Source organism: Streptomyces sp. PH10-H1 (assembly GCF_030063355.1).
Taxonomy (GTDB): domain Bacteria; phylum Actinomycetota; class Actinomycetes; order Streptomycetales; family Streptomycetaceae; genus Actinacidiphila.
Window position 1 is genome coordinate 108341 of record NZ_JASISZ010000012.1, and the last position, 23477, is coordinate 131817.

At 69.7% G+C, this 23477-nt stretch carries 22 protein-coding genes and 1 pseudogene; 10 read left to right on the plus strand and 13 right to left on the minus strand.

The features are described from left to right. Positions 1–30 precede the first annotated feature (30 nt). Positions 31–2031 (minus strand): CocE/NonD family hydrolase, encoded by a 2001-nt coding sequence (locus tag QMK24_RS10810; protein ID WP_283465226.1) that lies wholly within the window; start codon positions 2029–2031, stop codon positions 31–33. A gap of 205 nt (positions 2032–2236) precedes the next feature. On the opposite strand from QMK24_RS10810, the gene QMK24_RS10815 reads away from it, so the two are divergent. Beyond that, positions 2237–3256 carry a polyprenyl synthetase family protein gene (locus QMK24_RS10815; protein WP_283465227.1) on the plus strand — a complete coding sequence of 340 codons (1020 nt, stop codon included), beginning with the start codon at positions 2237–2239 and terminating at the stop codon, positions 3254–3256. A 55-nt stretch (positions 3257–3311) separates the two neighbouring features. Here the strand turns inward: QMK24_RS10815 and QMK24_RS10820 are convergent, their stop codons facing one another. The 3 genes from QMK24_RS10820 to QMK24_RS41450 all read right to left on the minus strand — a co-directional run bounded on the left by QMK24_RS10820 (position 3312) and on the right by QMK24_RS41450 (position 5244). Then, positions 3312–4067, minus strand: a complete 756-nt coding sequence (locus QMK24_RS10820; protein ID WP_283465229.1) for a zf-HC2 domain-containing protein — start codon at positions 4065–4067, stop codon at positions 3312–3314. Beyond that, positions 4064–4555 carry a sigma-70 family RNA polymerase sigma factor gene (locus QMK24_RS10825; RefSeq protein WP_502962494.1) on the minus strand — a complete coding sequence of 164 codons (492 nt, stop codon included), beginning with the start codon at positions 4553–4555 and terminating at the stop codon, positions 4064–4066. The genes QMK24_RS10820 and QMK24_RS10825 overlap by 4 nt, the downstream gene beginning before the upstream one ends. A 98-nt stretch (positions 4556–4653) precedes the next feature. Then, a complete protein-coding gene (locus tag QMK24_RS41450) occupies positions 4654–5244 on the minus strand; it encodes a hypothetical protein (protein ID WP_349307831.1) in 591 nt (196 codons plus the stop codon). 311 nt (positions 5245–5555) lie between these two features. Between QMK24_RS41450 and QMK24_RS10835 the strand changes: the two genes are divergently transcribed. The 5 genes from QMK24_RS10835 to QMK24_RS10855 all read left to right on the plus strand — a co-directional run bounded on the left by QMK24_RS10835 (position 5556) and on the right by QMK24_RS10855 (position 10123). Beyond that, positions 5556–6221, plus strand: coding sequence for a CHRD domain-containing protein (locus QMK24_RS10835; protein WP_283465232.1), 666 nt, complete (start codon positions 5556–5558; stop codon positions 6219–6221). Positions 6222–6299: 78 nt separating this feature from the next. Next, positions 6300–6617, plus strand: a complete 318-nt coding sequence (locus QMK24_RS10840) for a DUF3455 domain-containing protein (protein ID WP_283465235.1) — start codon at positions 6300–6302, stop codon at positions 6615–6617. Between the two features lie 222 nt (positions 6618–6839). After that, on the plus strand, positions 6840–8150 hold the full coding sequence (locus QMK24_RS10845; RefSeq protein ID WP_283465236.1) for a LolA family protein: 1311 nt from the start codon (positions 6840–6842) through the stop codon (positions 8148–8150). 61 nt (positions 8151–8211) lie between these two features. Then, complete coding sequence (locus tag QMK24_RS10850) at positions 8212–9231, plus strand: ABC transporter ATP-binding protein (RefSeq protein ID WP_283465237.1); 1020 nt, start codon at positions 8212–8214, stop codon at positions 9229–9231. Beyond that, a complete protein-coding gene (locus QMK24_RS10855) occupies positions 9218–10123 on the plus strand; it encodes an ABC transporter permease (RefSeq protein WP_283465239.1) in 906 nt (301 codons plus the stop codon). Before QMK24_RS10850 ends, QMK24_RS10855 begins: the two co-directional genes overlap by 14 nt. Here QMK24_RS10855 and QMK24_RS10860 read toward each other — a convergent pair. The 4 genes from QMK24_RS10860 to QMK24_RS10875 all read right to left on the minus strand — a co-directional run bounded on the left by QMK24_RS10860 (position 10113) and on the right by QMK24_RS10875 (position 14035). Further along, positions 10113–10679: a flavodoxin family protein gene (locus tag QMK24_RS10860; protein WP_283465240.1), complete on the minus strand. Its 567-nt coding sequence runs from the start codon at positions 10677–10679 to the stop codon at positions 10113–10115. The two genes, QMK24_RS10855 and QMK24_RS10860, sit on opposite strands and share 11 nt — an antisense overlap. 451 nt (positions 10680–11130) lie before the next feature. After that, positions 11131–11892, minus strand: coding sequence for a class I SAM-dependent methyltransferase (locus QMK24_RS10865; RefSeq protein ID WP_283465242.1), 762 nt, complete (start codon positions 11890–11892; stop codon positions 11131–11133). Positions 11893–12040: 148 nt separating this feature from the next. Beyond that, entirely contained in the window at positions 12041–12988 is a 948-nt protein-coding gene (gene rarD / locus QMK24_RS10870) for an EamA family transporter RarD (RefSeq protein WP_283465243.1), read from the minus strand. A 189-nt stretch (positions 12989–13177) separates the two neighbouring features. After that, a complete protein-coding gene (locus QMK24_RS10875) occupies positions 13178–14035 on the minus strand; it encodes an SDR family oxidoreductase (protein ID WP_283465245.1) in 858 nt (285 codons plus the stop codon). A gap of 101 nt (positions 14036–14136) precedes the next feature. On the opposite strand from QMK24_RS10875, the gene QMK24_RS10880 reads away from it, so the two are divergent. Beyond that, the gene (locus QMK24_RS10880; RefSeq protein WP_283465246.1) at positions 14137–14610 is read left to right on the plus strand and encodes a winged helix-turn-helix transcriptional regulator; all 474 of its coding nucleotides are present in this window, start codon (positions 14137–14139) and stop codon (positions 14608–14610) included. Between the two features lie 204 nt (positions 14611–14814). Here the strand turns inward: QMK24_RS10880 and QMK24_RS10885 are convergent, their stop codons facing one another. The 5 genes from QMK24_RS10885 to QMK24_RS10905 all read right to left on the minus strand — a co-directional run bounded on the left by QMK24_RS10885 (position 14815) and on the right by QMK24_RS10905 (position 21699). Continuing rightward, entirely contained in the window at positions 14815–15915 is a 1101-nt protein-coding gene (locus QMK24_RS10885; RefSeq protein ID WP_283465247.1) for a 2-oxoacid:ferredoxin oxidoreductase subunit beta, read from the minus strand. Further along, complete coding sequence (locus QMK24_RS10890) at positions 15908–17830, minus strand: 2-oxoacid:acceptor oxidoreductase subunit alpha (protein WP_283465248.1); 1923 nt, start codon at positions 17828–17830, stop codon at positions 15908–15910. Before QMK24_RS10890 ends, QMK24_RS10885 begins: the two co-directional genes overlap by 8 nt. 263 nt (positions 17831–18093) lie before the next feature. After that, positions 18094–18753, minus strand: coding sequence for a response regulator transcription factor (locus QMK24_RS10895; RefSeq protein WP_283465269.1), 660 nt, complete (start codon positions 18751–18753; stop codon positions 18094–18096). Between the two features lie 177 nt (positions 18754–18930). Beyond that, entirely contained in the window at positions 18931–20244 is a 1314-nt protein-coding gene (locus QMK24_RS10900; protein ID WP_283465249.1) for a sensor histidine kinase, read from the minus strand. Between the two features lie 258 nt (positions 20245–20502). Continuing rightward, positions 20503–21699, minus strand: coding sequence for a sensor histidine kinase (locus QMK24_RS10905; RefSeq protein WP_283465250.1), 1197 nt, complete (start codon positions 21697–21699; stop codon positions 20503–20505). Between the two features lie 190 nt (positions 21700–21889). Here QMK24_RS10905 and QMK24_RS10910 point away from each other — a divergent pair, with 190 nt between their 5' ends. The 3 genes and pseudogenes from QMK24_RS10910 to QMK24_RS10920 all read left to right on the plus strand — a co-directional run. After that, positions 21890–22258, plus strand: a complete 369-nt coding sequence (locus tag QMK24_RS10910) for an NADH-quinone oxidoreductase subunit A (protein WP_283465252.1) — start codon at positions 21890–21892, stop codon at positions 22256–22258. Then, a complete protein-coding gene (locus tag QMK24_RS10915) occupies positions 22249–22932 on the plus strand; it encodes an NADH-quinone oxidoreductase subunit B (RefSeq protein ID WP_283465253.1) in 684 nt (227 codons plus the stop codon). Before QMK24_RS10910 ends, QMK24_RS10915 begins: the two co-directional genes overlap by 10 nt. A 335-nt stretch (positions 22933–23267) precedes the next feature. Further along, a pseudogene (locus QMK24_RS10920) lies at positions 23268–23477 on the plus strand (NADH-quinone oxidoreductase subunit C); the annotation flags it as partial.

A 23477-nucleotide genomic window follows, 5' to 3' on the forward strand; every position in this document is an offset into this window, starting at 1 on the left:
TTTCTCGTTCCCGTTTCCCGTTCTTTCCGTTCAACCGGCGGTGCGGGGGATGCGGCGGGTCCAGGTCTGGTGGAAGACGGGCTCAGCGCCGGAGTGGCAGGTCACCTCGTTGAAGGTGATGAAGTGCGTCGCGTCGGCCTGGATCTCCGACCTGGTCTCGATGCGGACGTCCCAGCCGAGGTCGGGGCGGCGCAGCCGGACGTGCCATTGGGAGCGGGTGGCGGCGGAGAGCGGGTCGGCCGACTCGATGCGGTACGTCTCCTGGGCGTCCTCGGTGAATTCGAGGCCGTCGGGATAGATGCGGGTGCCGCCGTAGCGGGGGTCGACGTCCAGCTGCCAGGCGTTCATGGCGACATCGCGGGTGACGACGCGTTCGGGGCGCGGCGCGGCGGCGCCGGGGAAGACGACGGGGAGCGGAGCGGACTGTTCCGCTTCCTCGAAGCGGAGGGGGATCGCGGAGGGAGAGAGGGCGCGGACCGGCAGGTCCAGGGCGCTTTCCGCGGCGTCGATGATGAAACCGGAGGCGTTCTCGGGCTGTGGATGGGGCCAGATCCAGGGCCAGTAGGCGGACGACAGGGCGAGCCGGATCCGGTGACCGTGGGGGAAGGCGTGGCCGATGCCGTTGAGGTCGAAGGTGATGTCCTCGGTGGCGCCGGGGATCCACTCCACGGCCCGGTCGCGGCCGTGCCGGGCCAGGAGGTTGAGGACGCCCCGGGTGATGAGGGTGGAGGAGCCGTCCGGGGCCACGTCGCAGACGCGGGCGACGACCTGGCCGCGCGGCGCGTCGCAGCGCAGCCGCAGCCGGACCCGGGGGCGGCCGAGGATCTCCACCCGGTCGTCGAGCGGCGCGGAGTCGAAACAGACCGAGCGGCCGTCCTCCTCGCGCTGGTCCGGCGGCAGGTCGGCGTCGTTGCCGAAGGGGAAGAAACGGCCGGCGTCGACCCCGGTGTGCTGCGGGGAGTCGACCCGTACGGGGCCGCCGGGCAGCGCGTACGGCGTGTAGGTGACGGCGGGCGACGGCCAGGTGTCCTCGGCGACCCAGCGGCCCGGCAGCTCGGCGTAGACCGTGGCCGGCGGGTGCGACTCGCTGATCCAGCTGCGCAGCAGGGGGTCGTCCATGACCCCGGTCGGCTTGTCCTTGAGCCAGTGGTCCCACCAGCGCAGCGTCTCCTGGAGGAAGCCGATGGCCGGGCCGGGCGGCAGGCCCCGGTCGGGGTACTGGTGGGACCAGGGGCCGATCAACCCCCGGACGGGGGCGTCGAGATGCTCGATGAGGCGCAGCACCGTGTCGCGGTACGGGTCGTGCCAGCCGCCGACCGTGAGGACGGCGGCCTTGATGGCGGAGTAGTCCTCGCACACGCTGCCGTGCCGCCAGTACGCGTCACGCGTCTGGTGGCTGAGCCAGGTGTGGATGAAGGGATCGACGGCTGCGAGCCGTTCGAGCCACATCTCCTTCCACCGGTCGCCCACCGCCGTGGGATCCGGCGGCCGGCAGACGAAGGCGAGCAGGGTGGCGGCCCAGGCGTGCATGTCGACGGCGAGCACCGAACCGCCCATGTAGTGGACGTCGTTGTCGTAGCGGTCGTCGGTGGAGCAGACGGTGACGACGGCCTTGAGGGCGTCCGGCGCGAGCGCCGCGATCTGCAGGCTGTTGAAGCCGCCCCAGGAGATGCCGAACATCCCGACCCGGCCGGTGCACCACGGCCGCGCGGCGAGCCATTCGACGACCGTGACGCCGTCCGCCAGCTCGGTGGCGTCGTACTCGTCGCCGGGCAGCCCCTCGGAGTTGCCGTGGCCGCGTACGTCCACCCGCACCGAGGCGTAGCCGTGGCCCGCGTACCAGGGGTGCCGCTGGGAGTCGCGCGGCGCCGTCCAGTCGTACAGCCGGTACGGGAGGTACTCCAGGAGCGCGGGTACCGGCTCGTCGGCGTAGGGCCGCCAGATACGGGCGTAGAGCCGGGTGCCGTCCGGCAGCGGGATGCGGACGTCCTCGACGAAGGTCGTGTACGGGAATTCGGTACGAATGCGCATCGGCGGAGCGCCTCCCTCCCGGTCGTCGGAATAAATAGCATCAATACGGATCATATGAGACAAGATCGCGAACGGCTCGGCGTACCTGACCTGTCGCGGCCATATAGGGGCGATGCCCCGGCAAAGATCGAGAGGGGACCGGCTACGCTGCCCGTGTAAGCAGTGCCACCCCTCAGACGCCATCTCAGCGAATGGAGTACCCCTCGTGAACGTCGTCGGGCCGTTCGGGTTGAGCGTGAGGGACGAGGCCCTGGAGGCCGACGTCCGGGCCGGGCTGTTTGCCGTGGAAGAGGGCCTCCTGGAGGCCACCAAGAGCGATGTCCCCTTCATCACCGGCGCCGCCCGCCATCTGGCGCGGGCCGGCGGCAAGCGGTTCCGGCCGCTGCTGGTCATGCTGGGCGCCCAGTTCGGCGACCCGCACGCGCCCGGCATCGTCCCGTCCGCCGTGGTCGTGGAGCTGACGCATCTCGCCACGCTCTACCACGACGACGTCATGGACGAGGCCGACGTACGCCGCGGCGTGCCCAGCGCCAACGCCCGCTGGGACAACTCGGTAGCCGTCCTCACCGGCGACTTCCTCTTCGCCCGCGCCTCGCACATACTGGCCGACCTGGGCCCCGAGGCCGTCCGCGTCCAGGCCGAGGCCTTCGAGCGGCTGGTCACCGGCCAGATCCTGGAGACCGCGGGCCCCGCCGACGGCCGTGACCCCATCGACCACTACCTCGACGTCATCGGCGGCAAGACCGGCTCGCTCATCGCCGTCTCCGGCCGCTTCGGGGCCATGATGTCCGGCGCCGACGAATCCGTCGTCGACATCCTCACCCAGTACGGCGAGCGCATCGGCACCGCCTTCCAGCTCGCCGACGACGTCCTCGACATCGCCAGCGACAGCCACGAGTCGGGCAAGACCCCCGGCACCGATCTGCGCGAAGGCATCGCCACGCTCCCGGTGCTCCACCTGCGCACCCGGGTCGCGCAGGCCAACGGGTCCGCCTCGGCGGCCGACCGTCACCTCAACGACCTGCTCGCGGGCGACCTCACCGACGACCACCGCCACGCCGAGGCGCTGCGCTTGCTGCGCGCCCACCCCGCGCTGGAACAAGCCCGCCGCGACACCGTCCGCTACGCGGACGAAGCGCGCGCCACGCTGGCTCCGCTCCCCGACTGCGCCGCGAAGCAGGCCCTTGAGGGCCTGTGCGACGCGGTGGTCCACCGCGCGGGCTGATTCCGCTTCAAGCGCCGGCGGGACTGTTCGCCTCGAACGCCGGCGGGGCTGAGAGTTACGCCTTCACGGCAACGAGTGGCTTGCCGTCCAGCGTCCGTACCTCGTAGTGGTCCACTTCCCCCGGCTGCATCGCCGCACCCCCGTGCATATAGAGCGGCGCACGAGCCGAGTCGTGAGGGCTGTCCGCGATTCCGTAGCCCCAGGCCGGCACCGCCCACGTGGTGACGGTCTGTTCCTCGCCATTCCTGCCGACGGCAATGAGGCGGCAGCGCAGCGGGCCCTTCACATTGCCCAACTGGAGCACCACATGGCTGCCCCAGTCCTTCTTCTCCACGCCGATGGTCGCGGTGACCTTGGTCGTCGGGTCGGTCGCGGAGACCTTGTCGGCGGCCGGTATCAGGTGAAAGGCCGCCTCGGCGGGGCCGCCGTGGACGTGCTCGGCGACCGCCGGGGTGCTGTCGTGGCCCGAGGTGGCCTGGAGGGTGATGAGCGGTCCGCCGATGATGAGGACGGCGGCCGCGGCTATCAGGGAGAAGCGGCGGCGCCGGGTCCTGGCCCGGGCGTCGGCGATGTCGTCGAGCAGCCGGTCGAGGAGGTCCTCGCCGGGGCCCTCGTCGAGCAGGACCGAGGGATCGGGGGTGGCTGCCGCGAATTCGGCGAGCAGCGGCTCCAGGCCCGCGAGAGCGTCGAACTCGGTGGCGCAGAGCTCGCAGTCGGCGAGATGCGTCTCGAACCGGGTGGCGTCGGCGTCGTCGAGGAGGCCGAGGACGTAGGCCCCGACGTCGGCGTGCTGCTCCTTCGGCGACGTCATGATGTCGTCACTCCTCGTTCCTCGAGTGCGAGCTTCAGCGAGCGGAGCGCGTAGAAGATCCGCGACCGCACGGTTCCGGCGGGTATGCCGAGCACGGCGGCGGCGTCCTCGACCGTACGTCCGCGCAGATAGGTCTCCGCGAGCACCTGCCGGTGGGCGGCGGTCAGATCGGTCATCGCGTCGGAGATGGTCATGAGCCGGAGCACCTTGTCCAGCTCGTCGTCGGCGGGCAGCAGCTCCAGGGGCGCCGGATCGACTTCCTTGGGGCGGGCCTGCCGACTGCGGTGCCCGTCGATGACCAGCCGGCGCGCCACCGTCACCAGCCAGGGGCGGACGGATCCGGTGGCGCGCTCCAACTGGTCGCTGCTGCGCCAGGCGCGCAGCAGCGTTTCCTGCACGATGTCCTCGGCCCGGTGCCGGTCGCCCGCGACCAGCCGGAGCACGTACGCGAGCAGTGGTCCCGCATGCTCCTTGTACAGAGTGCGCATCAACTCATCGCTCGGTTCCGTGGCCACGGCCGAATCCTTCCGCACTCCAACCCTCCAGGTCGAGACCGTCTGTCTGTCGGACAGATCGCAGGACTGGATCAGTAGCCGGAGCCCGCGCCGGAGCCGGAGTAGTTTCCGACGCTGTTCGGGTCCGCCGAGGCCGCCTTCTCCTGCGCCTTCCTGCCCTGCGGGCTGCTCACGAACCAGGTGCCGCCGACGCCCTGGCCCTTGGTGTCGCCGGGCTTGGTGTCCTTGGCGAACCGGTAGAGCGGCCAGCCGGCCAGGGTCAGCTGCTTGCTGCCGTCGGCGCGGGTGATGGTGGAGACCAGGCTCTTGTCGATGCCGCGCAGCGAGACGCTGTCCCCGGCGGTTGCCGCAGGCCACTTGACGGCGCAATCGCCCGCGCAGTTCGACACGGAGGGGTGCGCGGTGTCCTTGTCGAAGCGGTAGAGGGTGCGGCCCTGGCCGTCGGTGACGTACGCGTCGAAGGACGGGGACTTGGCGGCGACCAGGGCGCTCCCGGACGCCGGCTGCGACGACTGCTGCGCCGCGGGCTGCTGCGAGGACGGCTGTGACGACGGCGTGTTGTCCTGCGCGTCGGTGCCGGTCGGGCCGCAGGCCGTAACGGCGAATGCGAAGGCGGCAATTCCGGATGCGGCGAGTACCCGGGTGCGAATGGACTTGGGCATGGTTGTTCCCCCCATGGGATGTACGTGGATTGTGCGACGTTCGCATCCATACATACGGAGGTCGTCCCGCGGCACGCTCAACCCGATTCGAAGAATCTTGAGAAATTCCCCGACGCACCGTCGATGCACCGCCAACGAACCATCCTGACCTGGCGCTTGTCCGCGCGATACGGAAAGGGGAAGCATTCGACTCAATGCCGGAGCCGTGATTCTCGCCGCAATTCCGCGTTGAGTGGCGGCCCGAGATCATTGCGTATGAATCCCCGACAGCCGGCGCAGTGGGGTACCGGCCACAGGGGAGGAATCTCGTCATGAACCGCATCAGGAACCGTCGCAACGTGATCGCGCTCGCCGTCACCGCCGCCGCCGTCGCGGGCGGAGTGACGCTGGCTGTGCTGCCCGCTTCCGCGGACGGAAACCGCGCCGGCAGCGCGACCATGGGGCACGACATGAGCAGCATGACGTCGACGAAGGACGCACCCGGGGCGGCCGGCATCGAGGCCGACGACAGCGTCGGCACGCAGAGCGGCGGTGGAAACGACGGACGCGGCAAGGCCGTCTACTTCGTGGCCGGTCTCAAGGGCGCCAACGAGGTGCCGGTGGCGAACGGTCCCGCGGTCGGCGACAAGGACGGCAAGGCCGTGGAGTTCCTCAAGATCCAGGGCAACCAGGTCTCGTTCGCCATGAAGTGGAAGGGCATCGCCCCGCCCACGGCCGCACACATCCACCAGGGCGCGAGCGGCAGCAACGGCGGCGTGAAGATCCCGTTCTTCGCCGAGAAGCTGCCCGACAGCGTGTACTCCGTCACCGGCTCGGTCACCGTCAACGACGCCAAGCTCCTCGACGACCTGCGCGCCAACCCGGCCGGCTTCTACGCCAACCTGCACACCGCCGAATTCCCCGGTGGCGCGGTCCGCGGCCAGCTGCACCAGCTCAGCTCTCCGATCGACTTCACCAAGGCGCTCTCCGATCGGTAGGCGTCCGTCATCCAGGGCAAGCAGATCTACGCGTGCACGAAGCAGCCGGGCGGCGGCTACGCGTTCACCCAGGACAATGTGCGGGCCCGGCTCGGCTCCGGTATCGACCACTCCTTCGTGCGGCCCGCGGCGGGCCCGCCGCAGTGGGTCGCCCCCGACGGCAGCGCCGTCACCGGCACGGTGCTCACCAAGACGCCGAACGGCCAGGGCAACATCCCCGAGCTGGACCTGCGCGCCACCCAGTCGGGCCGGCACGACGGGCTGCTGTCGGATACCCAGGAGATCCTGCGGCTGAACACCGTCGGCGGTGTGGCCGCGGCCGGCAGCTGCGACCCGTACAAGACCCCCAAGGCCGGCGTGGACTACCGGGCGGACTATCTCTTCATCAACCGGTGACGTAACAGGGGGGCGTCGCAGGTGTCACCGACCCGTGCACGTCCTCAGGGTTCGTCATCCCCGGGGTGTACACAGGGTTGCACCCGGCGGCTGATGTGCGGAGCCCTCCGGTTTGGTGGGATTGGTATCACCACCTCAGAGGCGGATCGGGTGACAATGGACCCGAGAGGTGGACGAGTGCACGGCATCGTGGCCGCCGCTGACGACGGAGGTAGGAACGCAATGGCACGGATCCAACCGACGCAGGTCCCGGAAGCGGGAGACACCGGAGACACCGGGGGAGAGGGACGCGGGCCCGGTCGCCGCAAGGCGATGCGGTACGCCGTCCCCGTCGCGGTGGCGGGGGTGGCGGCGGCGACCATCAGCCTCGTCCCAGCGCTCGCCGACTCCGGCAATCCCAATCTGCCGAAGATCACGGCAGAGCAGTTGCTGACGAAGATAGCCGCATCCGATACCCAGACGCTCTCGGGCTCGGTGAAGATCACTACCGACCTCGGACTGCCGTCCTTCCTCGGTGGCGTCACCGGTGGTGGGAGCCCCTTCGCCGGAGGCGGCGGGGGCGACAGCGGCAAGGGGCAGAAGGGCGGCGGTTCGGCCGCCGACCCCAAGGCGCAACTCACCCAGCTGCTGGCCGGTTCCCACACGCTGCATGTCGCCGCCGACGGGCCGGACAAGCAGCGCGTCTCGATCGTCGAGAAGGCCGCCGAGTACAGCCTGATCCACAACGCGGACCAGGTCTGGGCCTACGACAGCCAGTCCAACCAGGCGTACCACTCCACTGTGCCGAAGTCCGACGGCACGGACCACGCCAAGCAGCTGCCCAAGGGTTTCCCGGCCACCCCGCAGGCAGCGGCGCAGCAGGCGCTCAAGGCGATGGGCACCAGCACCAACGTCTCCGTCGACGGCACGGCGAAGGTCGCCGGACGCGATGCCTATCAGCTTCTCGTGCAGCCCAAGGGCGGTGATTCCACGGTCGGCGCGATCCGCGTCGCAGTGGACTCGTCCACCGGTGTGCCGCTGAAGTTCACGCTGACGCCCAAGAGCGGCGGCAAGGCCGCGATCGACATCGGCTTCACGAAGGTGGACTTCGGAAAGCCCTCGGCCGGAACCTTCGAGTTCACCCCGCCCAAGGGCGCCAAGGTGACGGAGGACACGGCAGCCGGCAAGGCGGGTGACAAGGCCGGTGCCAAGGCCGCGCCGGGGGACAAGGCAGCGGGTCATGACGGGCTGAACAGCCTCGAAGGCCTGAACGTCCTCGGCACGGACTGGAATTCGGTCGCCGAGATCAAGGCGCCCAAGGGTGCCCTGCCCGGTTCCGGGTCCGGTTCGCAGTCCGAGCCGGGTGGCCGGATGAACAAGAACGTCCAGGGCCTGATCGACAGTTTCGGCCACAAGGTCACCGGCAAGTTCGGTTCCGGCACTGTCTTCTCCACCCGCCTCGTCAACGCCCTGGTCACCGACAACGGCACCGTGTACGTCGGCGCCGTCAACCAGGACGCCCTCATCAAGGCCGCCAACGCGGCTGCCAAGTAGGCCTCCGGCCCGCCCGGCCGTTCACCGGCCGGGCGGGCTCGTTCCTTTCAGAGGGAGTGCGATGGAAGAGCCGCCCGCCGCGGCTGAGGCCACGGCCCGGGTCGGAACCCAGGCCGGGATCGAGGCCGTGATCGAGACCCATGGTCTGGCGAAGCAGTACCGGGGAACGCTCGCCGTGGACGACCTGGACCTCAGGGTGGAGCGCGGCAGCGTATTCGGCTTTCTCGGGCCCAAGGGCTCGGGCAAGACCACCACGATCCGCATGCTGATGGGCCTGATCGAGCCGACCGCCGGGACAGCCCGGGTGCTGGGCCGCCCGATGCCGCGGTCGGCGCGTATGGTGCTGCCGAAGGTGGGCGCGCTGATCGAAGGACCGGCGCTCTACGGGTTTCTGTCCGGCCGGGACAATCTGGTGCGCTACGACTCCGCCGATCCGACGGCGGATCCCCGAACCCGCGCCGCCCGCGTCGGGGAGGCGCTCGACCGGGTCGGCCTGGCCGCGGCCGCGGGCAAGAAGGCGCGGGCGTACTCGCTGGGGATGAAGCAGCGGCTCGGCCTCGCGTCCGCGCTGCTCCAGCCGCGTGAGCTGCTGGTGCTGGACGAGCCGACGAATGGCCTCGACCCGCAGGGCATGCGCGAGATCCGCTCCCTGATCAGGGAGTTGGCGGCCGACGGCACGACCGTATTCCTCTCGTCGCACCTGCTCGACGAGATCGAGCAGGTGTGCACGCATGTCGCCGTGATGGCGCGCGGCCGGCTCATCACCCAGGGGACCGTCGCGGAAATGGCGGCGGGCGCGCGCGGCCGGATCGCCGTGACGACCCCCGATCCGGCGGACGCCGTACGGATTCTCAAGGAGCACGGCGTGACGGATCTGATCACCCTCGACGACAAGGTCACCGGCGAACTGCCGGCCGACCCCGCGGATCCGGCCGACTCCGCGAGCCCCGTCGACCTCGCCGATCTCAACGCGGCGCTGGTGACGGCCGGGGTCCGGGTGCGCGGCTTCGGCGTCGAACGGGCCTCGCTGGAGGACGCGTTCGTGGCACTGACCGGGGAGGGCTTCGATGTCGCGGGCTGAAGCCGAAGTCGAATCGGTCTCCGTGGTGCCTCTCCGGAGCGTCAGTCCCCTCTGGTCGCTGGGGCTGTTCCGCAGCGAGCTGACGATCGTGTTCCGCCGCTTGCGGACCGTGGCGCTGCTGGCAGTGCTCGCCGCCGTGCCCGTCCTCGTCGGTATCGCGGTCAGGATCGAGACGCGGGGCGGCGGTTCGGCCGGCGGCGGTCCCGGCGGAGACGGCGGGGGCCCGGCCTTCATGTCGCAGATCAGCAACAACGGCCTGTTCCTGACCTTCGCCGCGCTCGCCGTGACCCTCCCGGTCTTCCTCCCCCTGGCCGTCGGTGTGATCGCCGGAGACTCGGTCGCGGGCGAGGCGAGCTCCGGCACACTGCGCTATCTGCTGGTGGCTCCGGCCGGAAGGACCCGGCTGCTGCTCGCCAAGTTCACCGCCGTGGCTGTCTTCTGCGCGGTGGCGACCCTCGTCGTGGCGGCTTCGGCGCTGGCGGTGGGCGCGGCGCTCTTCCCGCTGGGGGACGTGACCCTGCTGTCGGGCACCACGATCTCGCTCTCCGACGGCCTGGTGCGCGCCCTGTTGATCGCCGGTCTGGTCGCGCTCTCGCTGATGAGTGTGGCCGCGATCGGGCTGTTCGTCTCGACGCTCACCAACAGCGGTATCGGCGCTATGGCGGCGACCGTGGGCCTGGTCATCACCGTGCAGATCGTGGACACGATCCCCCAGTTGCACGCCATCCAGCCGTATCTCTTCCCGCACCACTGGCTGAGCTTCGCGGACATCCTGCGCGCCCCCGTCTACTGGGACGACATCACGAAGAATCTCGGCCTGCAGGCCCTGTACGTGGCCGTGTTCGGCTCCGCCGCCTGGGCGCGCTTCACGTCCCGGGACATCAGCGCGTGAAGAACTCCTTCGCGCGGACCAGCGCGGCGGAGTCGTTCAGTACGTCGCCGGGGCGGGTGCCGTTGCCCAGCAACACGCCGCCCCACTCCATCCGCAGGTAGTCCGCCGTCTTGTGCAGCGTGCCCGCCAGCGCGTCGGCGTCGGCGGGGTTGCGGCCCGACAGGGCGGTGACGCCCCAGAGCCTGCGCCCGGCCATCCGGGGCTTGAAGTCGGTGCCCGGTACGCGCATCCAGCCGGACCAGTGGTCGAGATACCGCTTGGTGGCGGTCGAGACGCTGTACCAGTAGAGCGGTGAGGCGATGACGAGGTCGGTCGCGTCGAGCGTGGCGTCCAGCAGCAGCTTGGCGTGGCCGGTGACGGCGGGATAGCTGCCGTCACCCTCGTGGCGCAGATCCTCGAAGTCCGGGAGCGGCAGGTCCGTCAGTCGCAGCCACTGCTGCTCGGTGCCGGCGGGCAGCTGTTCGGCGGCCTGGCGCGCCAGGATCTCGGTGTTGCCGCCGGTGCGGGCGCTTCCGAGCAGGAAGAGGAACTTCCGTTCAGTGCGTTGGGTGTGCATACGCATTTATTGCACGTGCATGCATTTTCCGTCAAGGCCGGACGGGAAACGTCAGGGGTCCACCGGTGCGAGCACTGGTGGACCCCTGTGGCGAAGGCGCGGCCGGGGAACTGAACGTGACCTTGCCGCTGATCGCGGTGGTCTTCGTGGGACCCACGCCTGCTAGTGGGGGACGCCGGTCCGTGCCTGGACCGGTGTGTCGCGCGAGCTGCCGTACTCGGCACCGAACGGCGTGCTCACGTCCAGGTAGGCGGAGTTACCGGAATGGCTGCGGTTGCCGGTCCGCGGACCGGCCAGGTTCTGATCAATCGCACGAGAAGCGCATCCATTCCTTCGCATGCTAGTGGGATGTACCAGACATAAGTAATCAATCGCCGTGTCCTTGGCGACGGTATTCGATGGGGGACCACCCGGCTGGCTCAGCACGCCGGGGTTTCGGCCGCGGCTTCCGTCAGCGGGCCTTGCGCGCTTCGATCAGGAAGCGGGCCGTGTGGGCGACGAAGGGGCCGTCCGCCCGGATCCGGTCGTGGAGGGCCTTCAGTTCGGTGCGGTACTGGTCGACGGTGAAGCCGGGGACCATCCAGATCACCTTCCGCAGGAAATAGATCACCGCGCCGATGTCGTGGAACTCGGTGCGAAGCCGCTCCGACCGCAGGTCGACGATCTCCAGGCCGGCTGCCTCGGCCGCCGCGCGCGCGTCGTCGGAGTGGCGGCCGCGCCGTACTTCGGGCGGCTGGGGGCCGAGGAAGTACTCGACGAGCTCGAAGACGCTCGCGGGGCCGACCTGTTGCGAGAAGTACGTCCCACCGGGCCGCAGCACGCGCGCGATCTCGTCCCACCAGGTGGTCACCGGGTGGCGGCTGACCACCAGGTCGAAGGCCGCGTCGGCGAACGGCAGCGGCGGCTCGTCCTCGTCGGCGACGACGGCCGCCCCGAGCGGGTGCAGCAGCGCGGTGGCCTTGGCGATGTTCGGAGGCCAGGACTCGGTGGCGACCGTCAGAACCGGAAGCCTCGGCACCCCGGCGAGTACTTCCCCGCCGCCGGTCTGGATGTCCAGGGCGGCGGAGGCGTGCGCCATCCGTTCGCCCATGGCCCGGGCATAGCCCCACGAGGGCCGTTCCTCACTGGCCCGGCCGTCCAGCCAGGAGAAGTCCCAGCCGTCCACGGAGACGGACTCGGCCTCGGCCACCAGTTCCTCGTATGTGCGCGTCATGCTGCGACCCTGGCACCGCACCCATACCCGGGCCGGCGAATATCCCCACACCGGCGCGCCGGTCGGTGGCCTCAGCTGTCGCTGTACAAGCGGCGTGCGTCGACGAGAATCACTTCGCCATGGCACAACCGTCTCCGCACCGGCTCGTTTACGCCGGGGTGGAGGCCTTCGCGGCCAGTTCCAAGGCGGCGTCGCGTGCCGCGGTGCGGGTGCGGTGGGCGTTGTGGAGGGCGTCCCAGGTGAGAAGGGCGAGGGCGGCCCAGACGAGGGTGAAGCCGGCCCAGCGCTCGGGCGGCATGGCCTCGTGGAAGTAGACCAGTCCGAGGAGGAACTGGAAGACGGGGGCGAGGTACTGGAGGAGCCCGATGGTGCTGAGCGGGAGGCGGATGGCGGCGGCGCCGAAGGCGACGAGGGGGGCGGCCGTGACCAGGCCGCAGGCGATGAGGAGGGCGGTATGGCCGGGGCCCTCGCTGGTGAAGGTGGCGTGGCCCTGGCTGCCGAGGAAGATCAGATAGCCGAGCGCCGGGAGGAACTGGATCGAGGTCTCGGCGGCCAGCGATTCCAGGCCGCCCATGCCGACCTTCTTCTTGATGAAGCCGTAGGTGGCGAAGGAGAAGGCGAGGGTCAGCGCGATCCACGGCAGCCGGCCGTAGCCGATGGCGAGGACGAGGACGGCGGCGACGCCGATGCCGACCGCCGTCCACTGCAGGGGCCGCAGCCGTTCGTGCAGTACCAGGACGCCGATGGCGATGGTGACCAGCGGGTTGATGAAGTAGCCGAGTGAAGTCTCGACGACATGGCCGGAGTTGACACCCCAGATGTACAGGCCCCAGTTGACGGAGACGACCGTGGCGGCGAGCGCGAGCAGGCCGAGCCGTTCGGGCTGTCGCAGCAGCTCCGGTATCCAGGCCCAGCGGCGCATGACCAGCAGGATCAGGGAGACGATCGCGAGCGACCAGACCATCCGGTGGGCGAGGATCTCCAGCGCTCCGGCGGGTTCGAGGAGCGGCCAGAAGAGCGGGAAGAGGCCCCAGAGGCCGTAGGCGCCGAATCCGTAGGCAAGGCCGGCGCGATGCTCGTTCACTGGTGGCGGCAACGGGTGCTCCTCGGGCTGGTGCCAATCCGTCGAAGGTAACGCCGAGAGGCCCTGCCTGTCATGGCCGTCTTGCTTAACGGTCATGACAGGCAGGGCTTAACAGACGCCGGGCAGGAACACGCAGGTCAGACGCGCGGGTCAGGTGTGCGGGTCGGACGCGCACGCCGTCGCGTACGCCCATCGCGCGGGTCAGGACTTCAGGGCCTCGGCGACCGTCACCGCGAGCGTCGTCGTCGGGCGGCCGATCAGCCGGGCCAGGTCGCCGGTGGTGATGGCGAGGCGGCCGCGCGAAATCGCGACGTCCACGTCGGTGAAGACCGCGGCGACCGCCTCGGGCATCCCCGAGCCGGTCAGTACCTGGTGGAAGGCGTCGACGGGCAGGTCGGTGTAGACGACGTCCTTGCCGGCCTGCTTCGTCACCTCGGCGGCGTACTCGGTCAGGCTCCAGGCGACGTCACCGCTCAGCTCGTACGCGGTGTTCTCGTGGCCCTCGCCGGCCAGCACGACGGCGGCCGCGGCGGCGTAGTCCCGGCGGGACGCGGTGGCGACCCTGCCCTCGCCCGCGCTGCCGACGACCGCGCCGTGCTCCAGCACCTGGGGGAGCTGGCGGGTGTAGTTCTCGGTGTACCAGCCATTGCGCAGGAAGGTGTACGGCAGGCCGGAGGCGAGGATCAGCTTCTCGGTCTCACGGTGTGCGGAGGCGAGCTCGAAGTCGGCTTCGGGGCCGCCGAGCACGCCGGTATAGGCGAGCAGCGCCACTCCGGCCTCCTTGGCGGCGTCGATCACGGCGGTGTGCTGCGGCAGCCGGCCTTCGAGGTCGTTGCTGGAGATCAGCAGCACCGTGTCACCCGGGTGGAAGGCGTCCTTGAGCGTCTCCGGCGCGCTGTAGTCGGCTATGCGCAGCTCGACGCCGCGTGCCGCGAAGTCGGCGGCCTTGTCCGCGTCGCGGACAGCGGCGGCGATCCGGTCGGCCGGGACGCGCTCCAGCAGCTCGTCGATGACGAGACGGCCGAGCTGTCCGGTGGCTCCGGTGACAACGATGCTCATGGTGAGTGCTCCTGTGTACGGCGTCGATGTTGGGCTTCTGCACTCACCATAGACCCTGCGCTAACTATTCGTAAGTACCTACCTTGAGGTAAGGTACTGGTATGAGCGTAAGTGTTGATCGCCCTGGTGCGCTGGAGCAGCTGATCGCCGGCGAGCCGACTGGGCCGGGCGTGGGCAAGCGTGCGGGCAGGGGCGCGGGCAAGCGCGCGGCCGGGGCCGACGTGCCCGACGTCTTCTCGGCGGACTGCCCCTCGCGCCTCGTTCTGGAGCACGTCACCAGCCGCTGGGGCGTGCTCGTCCTCGCCGCGCTGCTCGACGGGACCCGCCGGTTCAGCGAGCTGCGCCGCCAGGTCGGCGGAGTGAGCGAGAAGATGCTCGCCCAGACCCTCCAGGCGCTGGAACGTGACGGCTTCGTGCACCGTGAGGCGTACCCCGTGATCCCGCCGCGCGTGGAGTACTCCCTCACCCCGCTCGGCCGGGGCGCGGCCCAGCGGGTCTGGGAGCTGGCCCGCTGGATCGGCGGCTCGCTGCCGGACGTGTTCGAGGCGCGCGACGCCTACGACGCCGGTCGCTGACCTTTCGGCGCCGGCCGGCCGCTGAACGGCGATGCCCGTCGGGGGAGTCCAGAGGGTCGGGGGCCGGGCCCTCCGGGGCGGCGGTTCGAAATCGCCTCTTTACGTTCCAGGCGCCCCATCAAATAGCTCGGCAGCATTTCGAACCCCCACCCCTCCGGCCCTGGAAAGGGCGTGACGCCGTCACCGACGGCGTCACGCAAGGCGTCAGCCGACGACCGTCCAGGTGTCGTTGCCGGTGAGTAGTGCGGCGAGGTCGCCTTTGCCGTGTTGTTCGACGGCTTGCTCGAGTTGGTCGGCCATGTCGGCGTCGTAGACCGGCCGGTCGACGCTGCGCAGTACTCCGATGGGGGTGTGGTGCAGGGTGTGGGGGTCGGCGAGGCGGGACAGGGCGAAGGCGGTGGTGGGTGAGGTGGTGTGGGAGTCGTGGACGAGCACCCCTGCCGTCCCTTCCACGGTCACGTCGATCACCTTGAGGTCGCCGGTGGCCGCGTCCCGGACGACGCCCTTGGAGCCCAGGCCGTCCGTGGTGGGGGCGCCGAAGCGGATCGGCTGCCCGTGTTCGAGGCGGATCAGGGCGTCCTGTGCGGTCTGCTGGTCCTTGAGGGCGTCGAAGGCCCCGTCGTTGAAGATGTTGCAGTTCTGGTAGATCTCCACCAGGGCGGTGCCCGGGTGGGCGGCGGCCTCGCGCAGTACCGACTGCAGGTGTTTGCGGTCGGAGTCGATGGTGCGGGCCACGAAGCTGGCTTCGGCGCCGAGGGCGAGCGAGACGGGGTTGAAGGGCGCGTCCAGGGAGCCCATCGGGGTCGATTTGGTGATCTTGCCGACTTCGGAGGTGGGCGAGTACTGGCCCTTCGTCAGGCCGTAGATCCGGTTGTTGAACAGCAGGATCTTGAGGTTGACGTTGCGGCGCAGGGCGTGGATGAGGTGGTTGCCGCCGATGGACAGCGCGTCGCCGTCACCGGTGACGACCCAGACGCTCAAGTCCCGGCGGGAGGAGGCCAGTCCGGTCGCGATGGCCGGGGCGCGGCCGTGGATGGAGTGCATCCCGTAGGTGTTCATGTAGTAGGGGAACCTCGACGAGCAGCCGATGCCCGATACGAAGACCACGTTCTCGCGGGCCAGGCCCAGTTCGGGCATGAAGGACTGGACGGCGGCCAGGACCGCGTAGTCCCCGCAGCCGGGGCACCAGCGCACCTCCTGGTCGGTCTTGAAGTCCTTCATCGACTGCTTCGCGTCGGCTTTGGGGACCAGCGACAGCGCCGGGAGCCCCGGCGTGGGGTGGTCGACGATGGTTGCCTCAGACATCCGCGCTCTCCTCCATGATGGCGTGAGCGAGCTGTTCGGCCTTGAAGGGAAGGCCGGTGACTTGGTTGTAGGATCGGGCGTCCACCAGGTACTTCGCCCGCAGCAGGTGGGCGAGTTGACCGAGGTTCATCTCGGGCACCACCACCTTGTCGTAACGCTGCAAAACCTCGCCGAGATTCCTCGGGAAGGGGTTGAGGTGGCGCAGGTGGGCTTGTGCGACCTGGCCGCCGCCGGCCCGGATCCGCCGGACGGCCGCGGTGATGGGTCCGTAGGTGGAGCCCCAGCCGATCACCAGGGTTTCGGCCTGCCCTGACGGGTCGTCGACGTCCACGTCGGGGACGTCGATGCCGTCGATCTTGGCCTGGCGGGTGCGGACCATGAATTCGTGATTGGCCGGGTCGTAGGAGATGTTGCCCGTGCCGTCCTGCTTCTCGATACCGCCGATCCGGTGCTCGAGCCCGGGTGTGCCCGGTACCGCCCAGGGGCGGGCCAGCGTGCGCGGGTCGCGCTTGTAGGGCCAGAACGCTTCCTCGCCGCTGTCCAGGGTGTGGTTGGGCCCGGTGGCGAACTGCACCCGCAGGTCGGGGAGTTCATCCAGGTCCGGGATCCGCCAGGGTTCGCTGCCGTTGGCGAGATAGCCGTCGGACAGCAAGAAGACCGGGGTGCGGTAGGTCAGGGCGATCCGGGCCGCCTCGATCGCGGCGTTGAAGCAGTCCGCGGCGGTGGCCGGAGCCACGATCGGTACCGGCGCCTCCCCGTTGCGCCCGTACATCGCCTGCAGCAGATCGGCCTGCTCGGTCTTGGTCGGCAGCCCCGTGGAGGGGCCGCCGCGCTGGATCGCCACCACCAACAACGGCAGTTCCAGCGACACCGCCAGCCCGATCGTCTCCGACTTCAGCGCCACCCCCGGACCCGAGGTGGTCGTGACCGCCAGCGACCCGCCGAACGCCGCACCCAGCGCCGCCCCGATGGCCGCGATCTCATCCTCGGCCTGGAAGGTGCGCACACCGAAGTTCTTGTGCTTGCTCAGCTCGTGCAGGATGTCGGAGGCCGGGGTGATGGGGTAGGAGCCCAGATACAGCGGCAGATCGGCCTGCTTGCCCGCCGCCACCAGACCGTAGGACAGCGCGAGGTTTCCTGAGATGTTGCGGTAGGTGCCGGCCGGGAACGCCGCGGTGGCCGGGGCGATCTCGTAGGAGACCGCGAAGTCCTCGGTGGTCTCCCCGAAGTTCCAGCCCGCCCGGAACGCCACCACGTTCGCCTCGGCGATATCGGGCTTGGACGCGAACTTCTTCCGCAGGAACCGCTCGGTGCCCTCCGTCGGCCGGTGATACATCCACGACAGCAGACCCAGCGCGAACATGTTCTTCGCCCGCTCAGCGTCCTTTCGCGCCAGCCCCGAATCCTTCAGCGCCTCCACCGTCAAACTCGTCAGCGGCACCGGATGCACCGCATAGGCCTGAAGCGAGCCGTCCTCCAGCGGGCTGGCCGCATACCCGACCTTGGCCATCGCCCGCTTGGTGAACTCATCCGTATTGACGATGATCTGAGCGCCGCGCGGAAGATCGGCCATATTCGCCTTCAGCGCCGCGGGATTCATCGCGACGAGCACGTTGGGCGCGTCGCCCGGCGTCAGGATGTCGTGATCCGCGAAATGCAGCTGAAAACTCGAAACACCCGGCAGGGTTCCCGCCGGCGCCCGGATCTCGGCGGGGAAGTTCGGCAACGTGGAAAGGTCGTTCCCGAACGACGCGGTCTCCGAGGTGAACCGGTCACCCGTGAGCTGCATCCCATCACCCGAGTCCCCCGCGAACCGGATGATGACCCGGTCCAACTGCTGGATCTCCTTGGCCGGTCTGCGCTGCTCACCGAGCAGGGCCTGTTCTACGGCTGGGCTGCTGACCTGGCTGGTCACTGAATCGGACCTCCTTCGAGGCGACGGCTCACGGACACGGTCATGACCGTTGATCCCACGTCACATCGTACGTGGGTAAGGGTCACCTTCCTGGGGTGTACCGCATCATTGACGCCGCGCTGAGCTTCCTGTTTGCCGTGCTTTGTCACGGTTCATTCGCCCCCGGAGCCCTCACTCGTAAGACGCTGTCGCGTGGTCATTCAGTTCTACGACGGTTCACATGAGCGGGACTCAATGCCAGCACCTGACACCTTGTCGGATGATCATGAATTGAGATAGGTGAGAACGGCCAGCACCCGTCGGTGATCCCCATCACTCGGCGCCAGCCCCAGTTTCAGGAAGATATTGCTCACGTGCTTCTCCACCGCGCCGTCGCTCACCACGAGCTGACGGGCCACCGCGGAGTTCGTCCGTCCCTCCGCCATCAGGCCGAGCACCTCGCGCTCGCGCGGTGTGAGCCCCGCCAGGACGTCCTGCTTCCGGCTCCGGCCCAGCAGCTGTGCCACGACCTCGGGGTCCAGGGCGGTACCGCCCTGGGCCACCCGGACGACGGCGTCCACGAATTCGCGAACCTCCGCCACCCGGTCCTTGAGCAGATATCCGACGCCACGGCTGCTGCCGGCCAGCAGTTCTGTCGCGTACTGCTCCTCGACGTACTGCGAAAGGACCAGTACACCCACTCCGGGGTGCTCCCGGCGCAGCTGCACGGCCGCCCGCACGCCCTCATCCGTATGCGTCGGCGGCATCCGGACGTCCGCCACCACCACATCGGGGAGGTTGCCCTCGTCCGCCATCTCCCCGATGACCTTGATCAGCGCCACCGCGTCGCCCACACCTGCGACGACATCGTGACCCCGGTCGGTCAGCAGCCGGGTCAGGCCCTCCCGAAGCAATACCGAATCCTCGGCGATGACGACCCGCACCCTGTCCTCCACGGTTTCCAGCCCCCCACATTCGACGTGACCACCCCAGCATTCCAGTATCCGGACCCGGGGTGGGCAGCATGATGCCCCTCAATCGCCGGGCAGACCCGTTTTTCGGGTCTGCCCGGCGATTGACCGGCGATTGAGGGGCAAGGGCTGGAAGCAAGGAGTGGAGGGCTATACCCGCCAGGGGAGTTCGGCGGTGATGCGGGTCGGGCCGCCGGCCGGGGAATCGACGGCCAGCACACCGTCGACGGCGTCCAGCCGCTCCATCAGTCCCGCGAGCCCCGAACCGGCCGCGCCATCGGCGCCGCCGCGGCCGTTGTCGGATACGTACAGCATCATCCGGTCCTCGGACCGCCAGACGTCGACCGTGGCGCGCGACGCCCCGCTGTGCTTGCTGATGTTCTGCAGCAGCTCGGAGACGGTGAAGTACGCGATGCCCTCGATCGCGGGCACCGGCCGCGCCGGCAGGTCCACGGTCACGCTGACCGGCACGGTGCAGCGCGCAGCGACCGACGACAGTGCGGCGTCGAGGCCGCGGTCGGTGAGGATCGCGGGGTGGATGCCGCGGGCGAGGTCGCGCAGTTCCTGGAGGGCGATCTTCACTTCGCCGTGGGCTTCGCCGACCATCTTGGCGGCTGCTTCGGGGTCCTCGAGCAGTTTCTCCTTGGCCAGGCCGAGGTCCATCGCGAGGGCGACGAGGCGGGCCTGAGCTCCGTCGTGCAGATCGCGTTCGATGCGGCGCAGGTCGGCCGCCGCGTGGTCCACGACCACCCCGCGGTCGGACTCCAGCTCCGTGACCCGGGTGGCCAGCTTCGACGGGCCGAGCAGCCCCGACACCATCAGCCGGTCCACATGCGCCATACCGCGGATCGTCCACGGGGTGACGAGGACGAAGCCCAGTCCCACGCCGGAGGCGAGCGCCATGTCACCGGCGGTGTGCAGGTACCAGCCGTTGCCGGCCTCGTCGCCGTACATCTGCAGACCGGACTGGCCGATGTACGCGGGGAAGACCCAGCGCCACAGCGGGTAGGTCAGGAAGCCCCAGCCGTAGACGAAGAACGTCAGCGAGACGCTGAAGGTGAAGACCGCCCAGGGGAAGTGCAGGAAGCAGTAGAGGGCGTGGCGCCAGGAGACGCCGCTCTTCAGCTGGGCGCCCAGCCACGACATGAAGCCGCTCTTGCGGGCGCGGACCGGGCCCGGCTCGGGCACATCGTGCCGCAGCAGCCCGCGCGCCCGGGCCCGCTCGATCACCCCGATGCCCCGGCAGCCGGCCAGGCCCCCCGCGAGCACCGGCAGACCGAGGAAGGTGACGAGCAGCCCGGCACCGAGGGACAGCATCGTCACCACATACGTGAAGCCGAGGATGCCCATCGGCAGGTTCAGCAGCAGATAGCCGAACTCACGCCAGGTCCTCGCCTCGAACGGCGCACGAAGCACCGCGGGGACGCGGTGGTCGCCCTCATCCGGCGAAAAATCGTAGGCCATGGTCTCGTCCGTCCTCTGGTTGCCGCTCCCTTATGACATACAGCCTGGTCGAACGGCTCTTTCCCGCCCATGGTGCGGATCGGCGTGTTCGGGAGGGGGATATCCCCACCCCGGAGCGGGACTCTGGGCCACCAGGGGGGTGGATGGGGGTGCGGACGCGCGGAAGGACCGCTCCCGGGGGTGCCGGAGTGGTCCTTCCATGAGCCGGGCCGGTCCCGGTGCCGCTTCACCGCTGCTTCGGTTTATCCCTGGTTCGGTTCACCGGTGGTTCGGCGCCGGGTGCAGCTCGCGGTCGCGCCAGGGCAGTTCGGCGGTGATCATCGTCGGTCCGCCGACGGGGGAGTCGACCACGAGCAGACCGTCGACGGAGTCGAGCCGCTCGGTCAGCCCGGCCAGCCCCGTACCGCCGGTGGTGCCAGCGCCGCCGTTCCCGTCGTCCCGCACCTGGATCATCAGCCGCTGTTCCGAGCGCCACAGATCGACACTCGCGGTGCGCGCGCCGCTGTGCTTGCTGATGTTCTGCAGCAGCTCGGAGACGGTGAAGTACGCGATGCCCTCGATCGCCGCCGCGGGCCGGGCCGAGAGGTCCACACCGAACTGGACCGGCACGGTGCAGCGCGCAGCGACCGACGACAGTGCGGCGTCGAGGCCGCGGTCGGTGAGGATCGCGGGGTGGATGCCGCGGGCGAGGTCGCGCAGTTCCTGGAGGGCGATCTTCACTTCGCCGTGGGCTTCGCCGACCATCTTGGCGGCTGCTTCGGGGTCCTCGAGCAGTTTCTCCTTGGCCAGGCCGAGGTCCATCGCGAGGGCGACGAGGCGGGCCTGAGCTCCGTCGTGCAGATCGCGTTCGATGCGGCGCAGGTCGGCCGCCGCGTGGTCCACGACCACCCCGCGGTCGGACTCCAGCTCGGCGATCCGCTGCTCCAACTCGTCCGACGGCTGCAACAGCCCGCGCACCATCGCCCGGTCCACAGTGCTCAGCCCGCGCGCGATGAAGCCGAGCGCGGGCCAGGCGACGAAGAGCGAGACGAGGGTGAGGGTGAAGGTGAGAATGCCCCAGGGCAGCCGGACGGCGAAGTACAGCGCGTGCCGCCAGGCGACCGGGTCCTTCAATGTCGCCCACAGCCACGGCAGGAAGCCGAAGGTGCCCGCCCGCATCGGCCGCGGCTCGTCGATCACCACGTCCAGCAGCCCCCGGGCCCGCGACCGCTCAAGTCTGCCGAGTAGCCGGCACCCGATCAGCCCGCCCGCCAGCAGCGGCAGCCCGATCACCGTCACCGACAGTCCGATGCCGATGGACAGCATCAGGACGACGAACACGAAGCCGATGATCACGATCGGCAGATTCAGCAGGAGGTAGCCGACTTCCTTCCAGGTCACCGCACCGAACGCGAGCCGCGGTGGCGGCAGCGGGGCGGGTTCTGCGGAGGTCGGGACAGCAGGACTCGGGCTCATGGCCCCAGCCTGCCGGTGCGGGGGGCGGAAGCGCCATGGGGTTCATAGGGCGGGACAAGGTGGGGTTAACCCCCCTGGCGTGTGCACGGCCGCTTCCCGCGCTCAAGCCAGGGCCTAGACTCCCTCCGTATAGATCGTCTAAAGATCCACTGGGATAGCTGGACAACGAGGGAACGAGGGGCGGACGGACGTGGACTACTTCCACGGCTACTCGGTCGTCGGCCTGGTCGCGGTGGTCGGGGTGCTCTTCGTGGCCGTGGCCTTCGGCGCCGGGCGGCTTTTGCGGCCGGTCGTGCCGACACAGGAAAAGATGCTCACGTATGAGTGCGGGGTCGATCCCGTCGGCGAGGGCTGGGCCCACACCCAGATCCGCTACTACGTGTACTCCTTCCTCTACGTGATCTTCGCCGTGGACTCGATCTTCCTTTTCCCGTGGGCGACGGTTTTCGCCGCACCCGGATTCGGTGGCACCACGCTGGTGGAGATGTTCGTCTTCATCGGCTTCCTCGCCGTCGGCCTGCTCTACGCCTGGAAGAAGGGCGTCCTCGAATGGACGTGACCCCCGTGACGTCTGCGAACTCCGAGACACCTGCGCTCTCAGCGACGCCTGCCTCCGAGCCCGCGGAGAGCGAGATCCAGTACCTGCCGGAACCGCGCCGCCTGGGCACTCTCGCCCGGCTCGCGCCGGAACCGATGAAGGTGATCCTGAACTGGGGCCGCCGCTACAGCCTGTGGGTCTTCAACTTCGGGCTCGCCTGCTGCGCGATCGAGTTCATCGCCGCGTCCATGGCGCGGCACGACTTCATCCGCCTCGGCGTCATCCCCTTCGCCCCCGGCCCGCGGCAGGCCGACCTGATGATCGTCTCCGGCACCGTCACGGACAAGATGGCCCCGGCCGTCAGGCGGCTCTACGAGCAGATGCCCGAGCCGAAGTACGTCATCTCCTTCGGCGCCTGCTCCAACTGCGGCGGCCCCTACTGGGACTCCTACTCCGTCACCAAGGGCGTCGACCAGATCATCCCCGTGGACGTCTACGTCCCCGGCTGCCCGCCCCGGCCCGAGGCGCTCCTCCAGGGCATCCTCAAACTCCAGGAGAAGATCGCCCGCGAGTCCCTCGCCGAGCGCTACGCCCCCGCCGCGGTGGTGGGGAACGCCGCCGCCCGGCCGTCCGTCGCGTCCCTGACCAGCAACCTGATCCCCGCCCCGCCGACCCCGGGGGAGGACCCACGATGACGACCCCAGAAGAGGGCACCGAGCCGGGCGCCGAGCCGGCGGCTGAGCGGGATGCCGGGCCTGCGGCGGCGCCGGGCGCCGAACCAGCGGGGGCGCCGGGCGCTGGGCCGGCCGCAGCACGTGGTGCTGCACCGGTCACGGGATCCGATGCCGACCCGACCGAGCCGACCGGAGCGCCGGGCGCTGGGCCGGCCGGAGCGGCTGCGACGACGCCGGGTGCCGAGCCGGCTGCGGAGCCGGCTGCGGAGCCGGCTGCGGAGCCGGGCGCCGAACCGGGTGCTGGAGCAGCCGTAACGCCGAGCGCAGCGTCCGGTGCTCGACCGGCTGCCGTGGAGCCGGTGGTCGGGTGGTTGCCGGGTGGGGCGGGGGAGATCTTCGGGGCGGAGGCCACGGCGGCGGAGGCGTTCGGGCTGCTGACCGTCGACGTTCCTGTCGGCTCGTGGATCGCCTCGTTGGAGATCGCCCGGGACAAACTCGGCTGCACGTACTTCGACTGGCTGAGCGCCGTGGATGAGCCCGGTACGGGCTTCCGGGTGTGCGCACAC

Excerpts from the sequence above, each read along its gene's own strand:
- QMK24_RS10810 (WP_283465226.1), bottom strand. The coding sequence starts at position 2,031 with ATGCGCATTCGTACCGAATTCCCGTACACGACCTTCGTCGAGGACGTC.
- QMK24_RS10820 (WP_283465229.1), bottom strand. The coding sequence starts at position 4,067 with ATGACGTCGCCGAAGGAGCAGCACGCCGACGTCGGGGCCTACGTCCTC.
- QMK24_RS10825 (WP_502962494.1), bottom strand. The coding sequence starts at position 4,555 with ATGCGCACTCTGTACAAGGAGCATGCGGGACCACTGCTCGCGTACGTG.
- QMK24_RS41450 (WP_349307831.1), bottom strand. The coding sequence starts at position 5,244 with ATGCCCAAGTCCATTCGCACCCGGGTACTCGCCGCATCCGGAATTGCC.
- QMK24_RS10835 (WP_283465232.1), top strand. The coding sequence starts at position 5,556 with ATGAACCGCATCAGGAACCGTCGCAACGTGATCGCGCTCGCCGTCACC.
- QMK24_RS10845 (WP_283465236.1), top strand. The coding sequence starts at position 6,840 with ATGGCACGGATCCAACCGACGCAGGTCCCGGAAGCGGGAGACACCGGA.
- QMK24_RS10850 (WP_283465237.1), top strand. The coding sequence starts at position 8,212 with ATGGAAGAGCCGCCCGCCGCGGCTGAGGCCACGGCCCGGGTCGGAACC.
- QMK24_RS10855 (WP_283465239.1), top strand. The coding sequence starts at position 9,218 with ATGTCGCGGGCTGAAGCCGAAGTCGAATCGGTCTCCGTGGTGCCTCTC.
- QMK24_RS10860 (WP_283465240.1), bottom strand. The coding sequence starts at position 10,679 with ATGCACACCCAACGCACTGAACGGAAGTTCCTCTTCCTGCTCGGAAGC.
- QMK24_RS10865 (WP_283465242.1), bottom strand. The coding sequence starts at position 11,892 with ATGACGCGCACATACGAGGAACTGGTGGCCGAGGCCGAGTCCGTCTCC.
- QMK24_RS10875 (WP_283465245.1), bottom strand. The coding sequence starts at position 14,035 with ATGAGCATCGTTGTCACCGGAGCCACCGGACAGCTCGGCCGTCTCGTC.
- QMK24_RS10880 (WP_283465246.1), top strand. The coding sequence starts at position 14,137 with ATGAGCGTAAGTGTTGATCGCCCTGGTGCGCTGGAGCAGCTGATCGCC.
- QMK24_RS10885 (WP_283465247.1), bottom strand. The coding sequence starts at position 15,915 with ATGTCTGAGGCAACCATCGTCGACCACCCCACGCCGGGGCTCCCGGCG.
- QMK24_RS10900 (WP_283465249.1), bottom strand. The coding sequence starts at position 20,244 with ATGGCCTACGATTTTTCGCCGGATGAGGGCGACCACCGCGTCCCCGCG.
- QMK24_RS10905 (WP_283465250.1), bottom strand. The coding sequence starts at position 21,699 with ATGAGCCCGAGTCCTGCTGTCCCGACCTCCGCAGAACCCGCCCCGCTG.
- QMK24_RS10915 (WP_283465253.1), top strand. The coding sequence starts at position 22,249 with ATGGACGTGACCCCCGTGACGTCTGCGAACTCCGAGACACCTGCGCTC.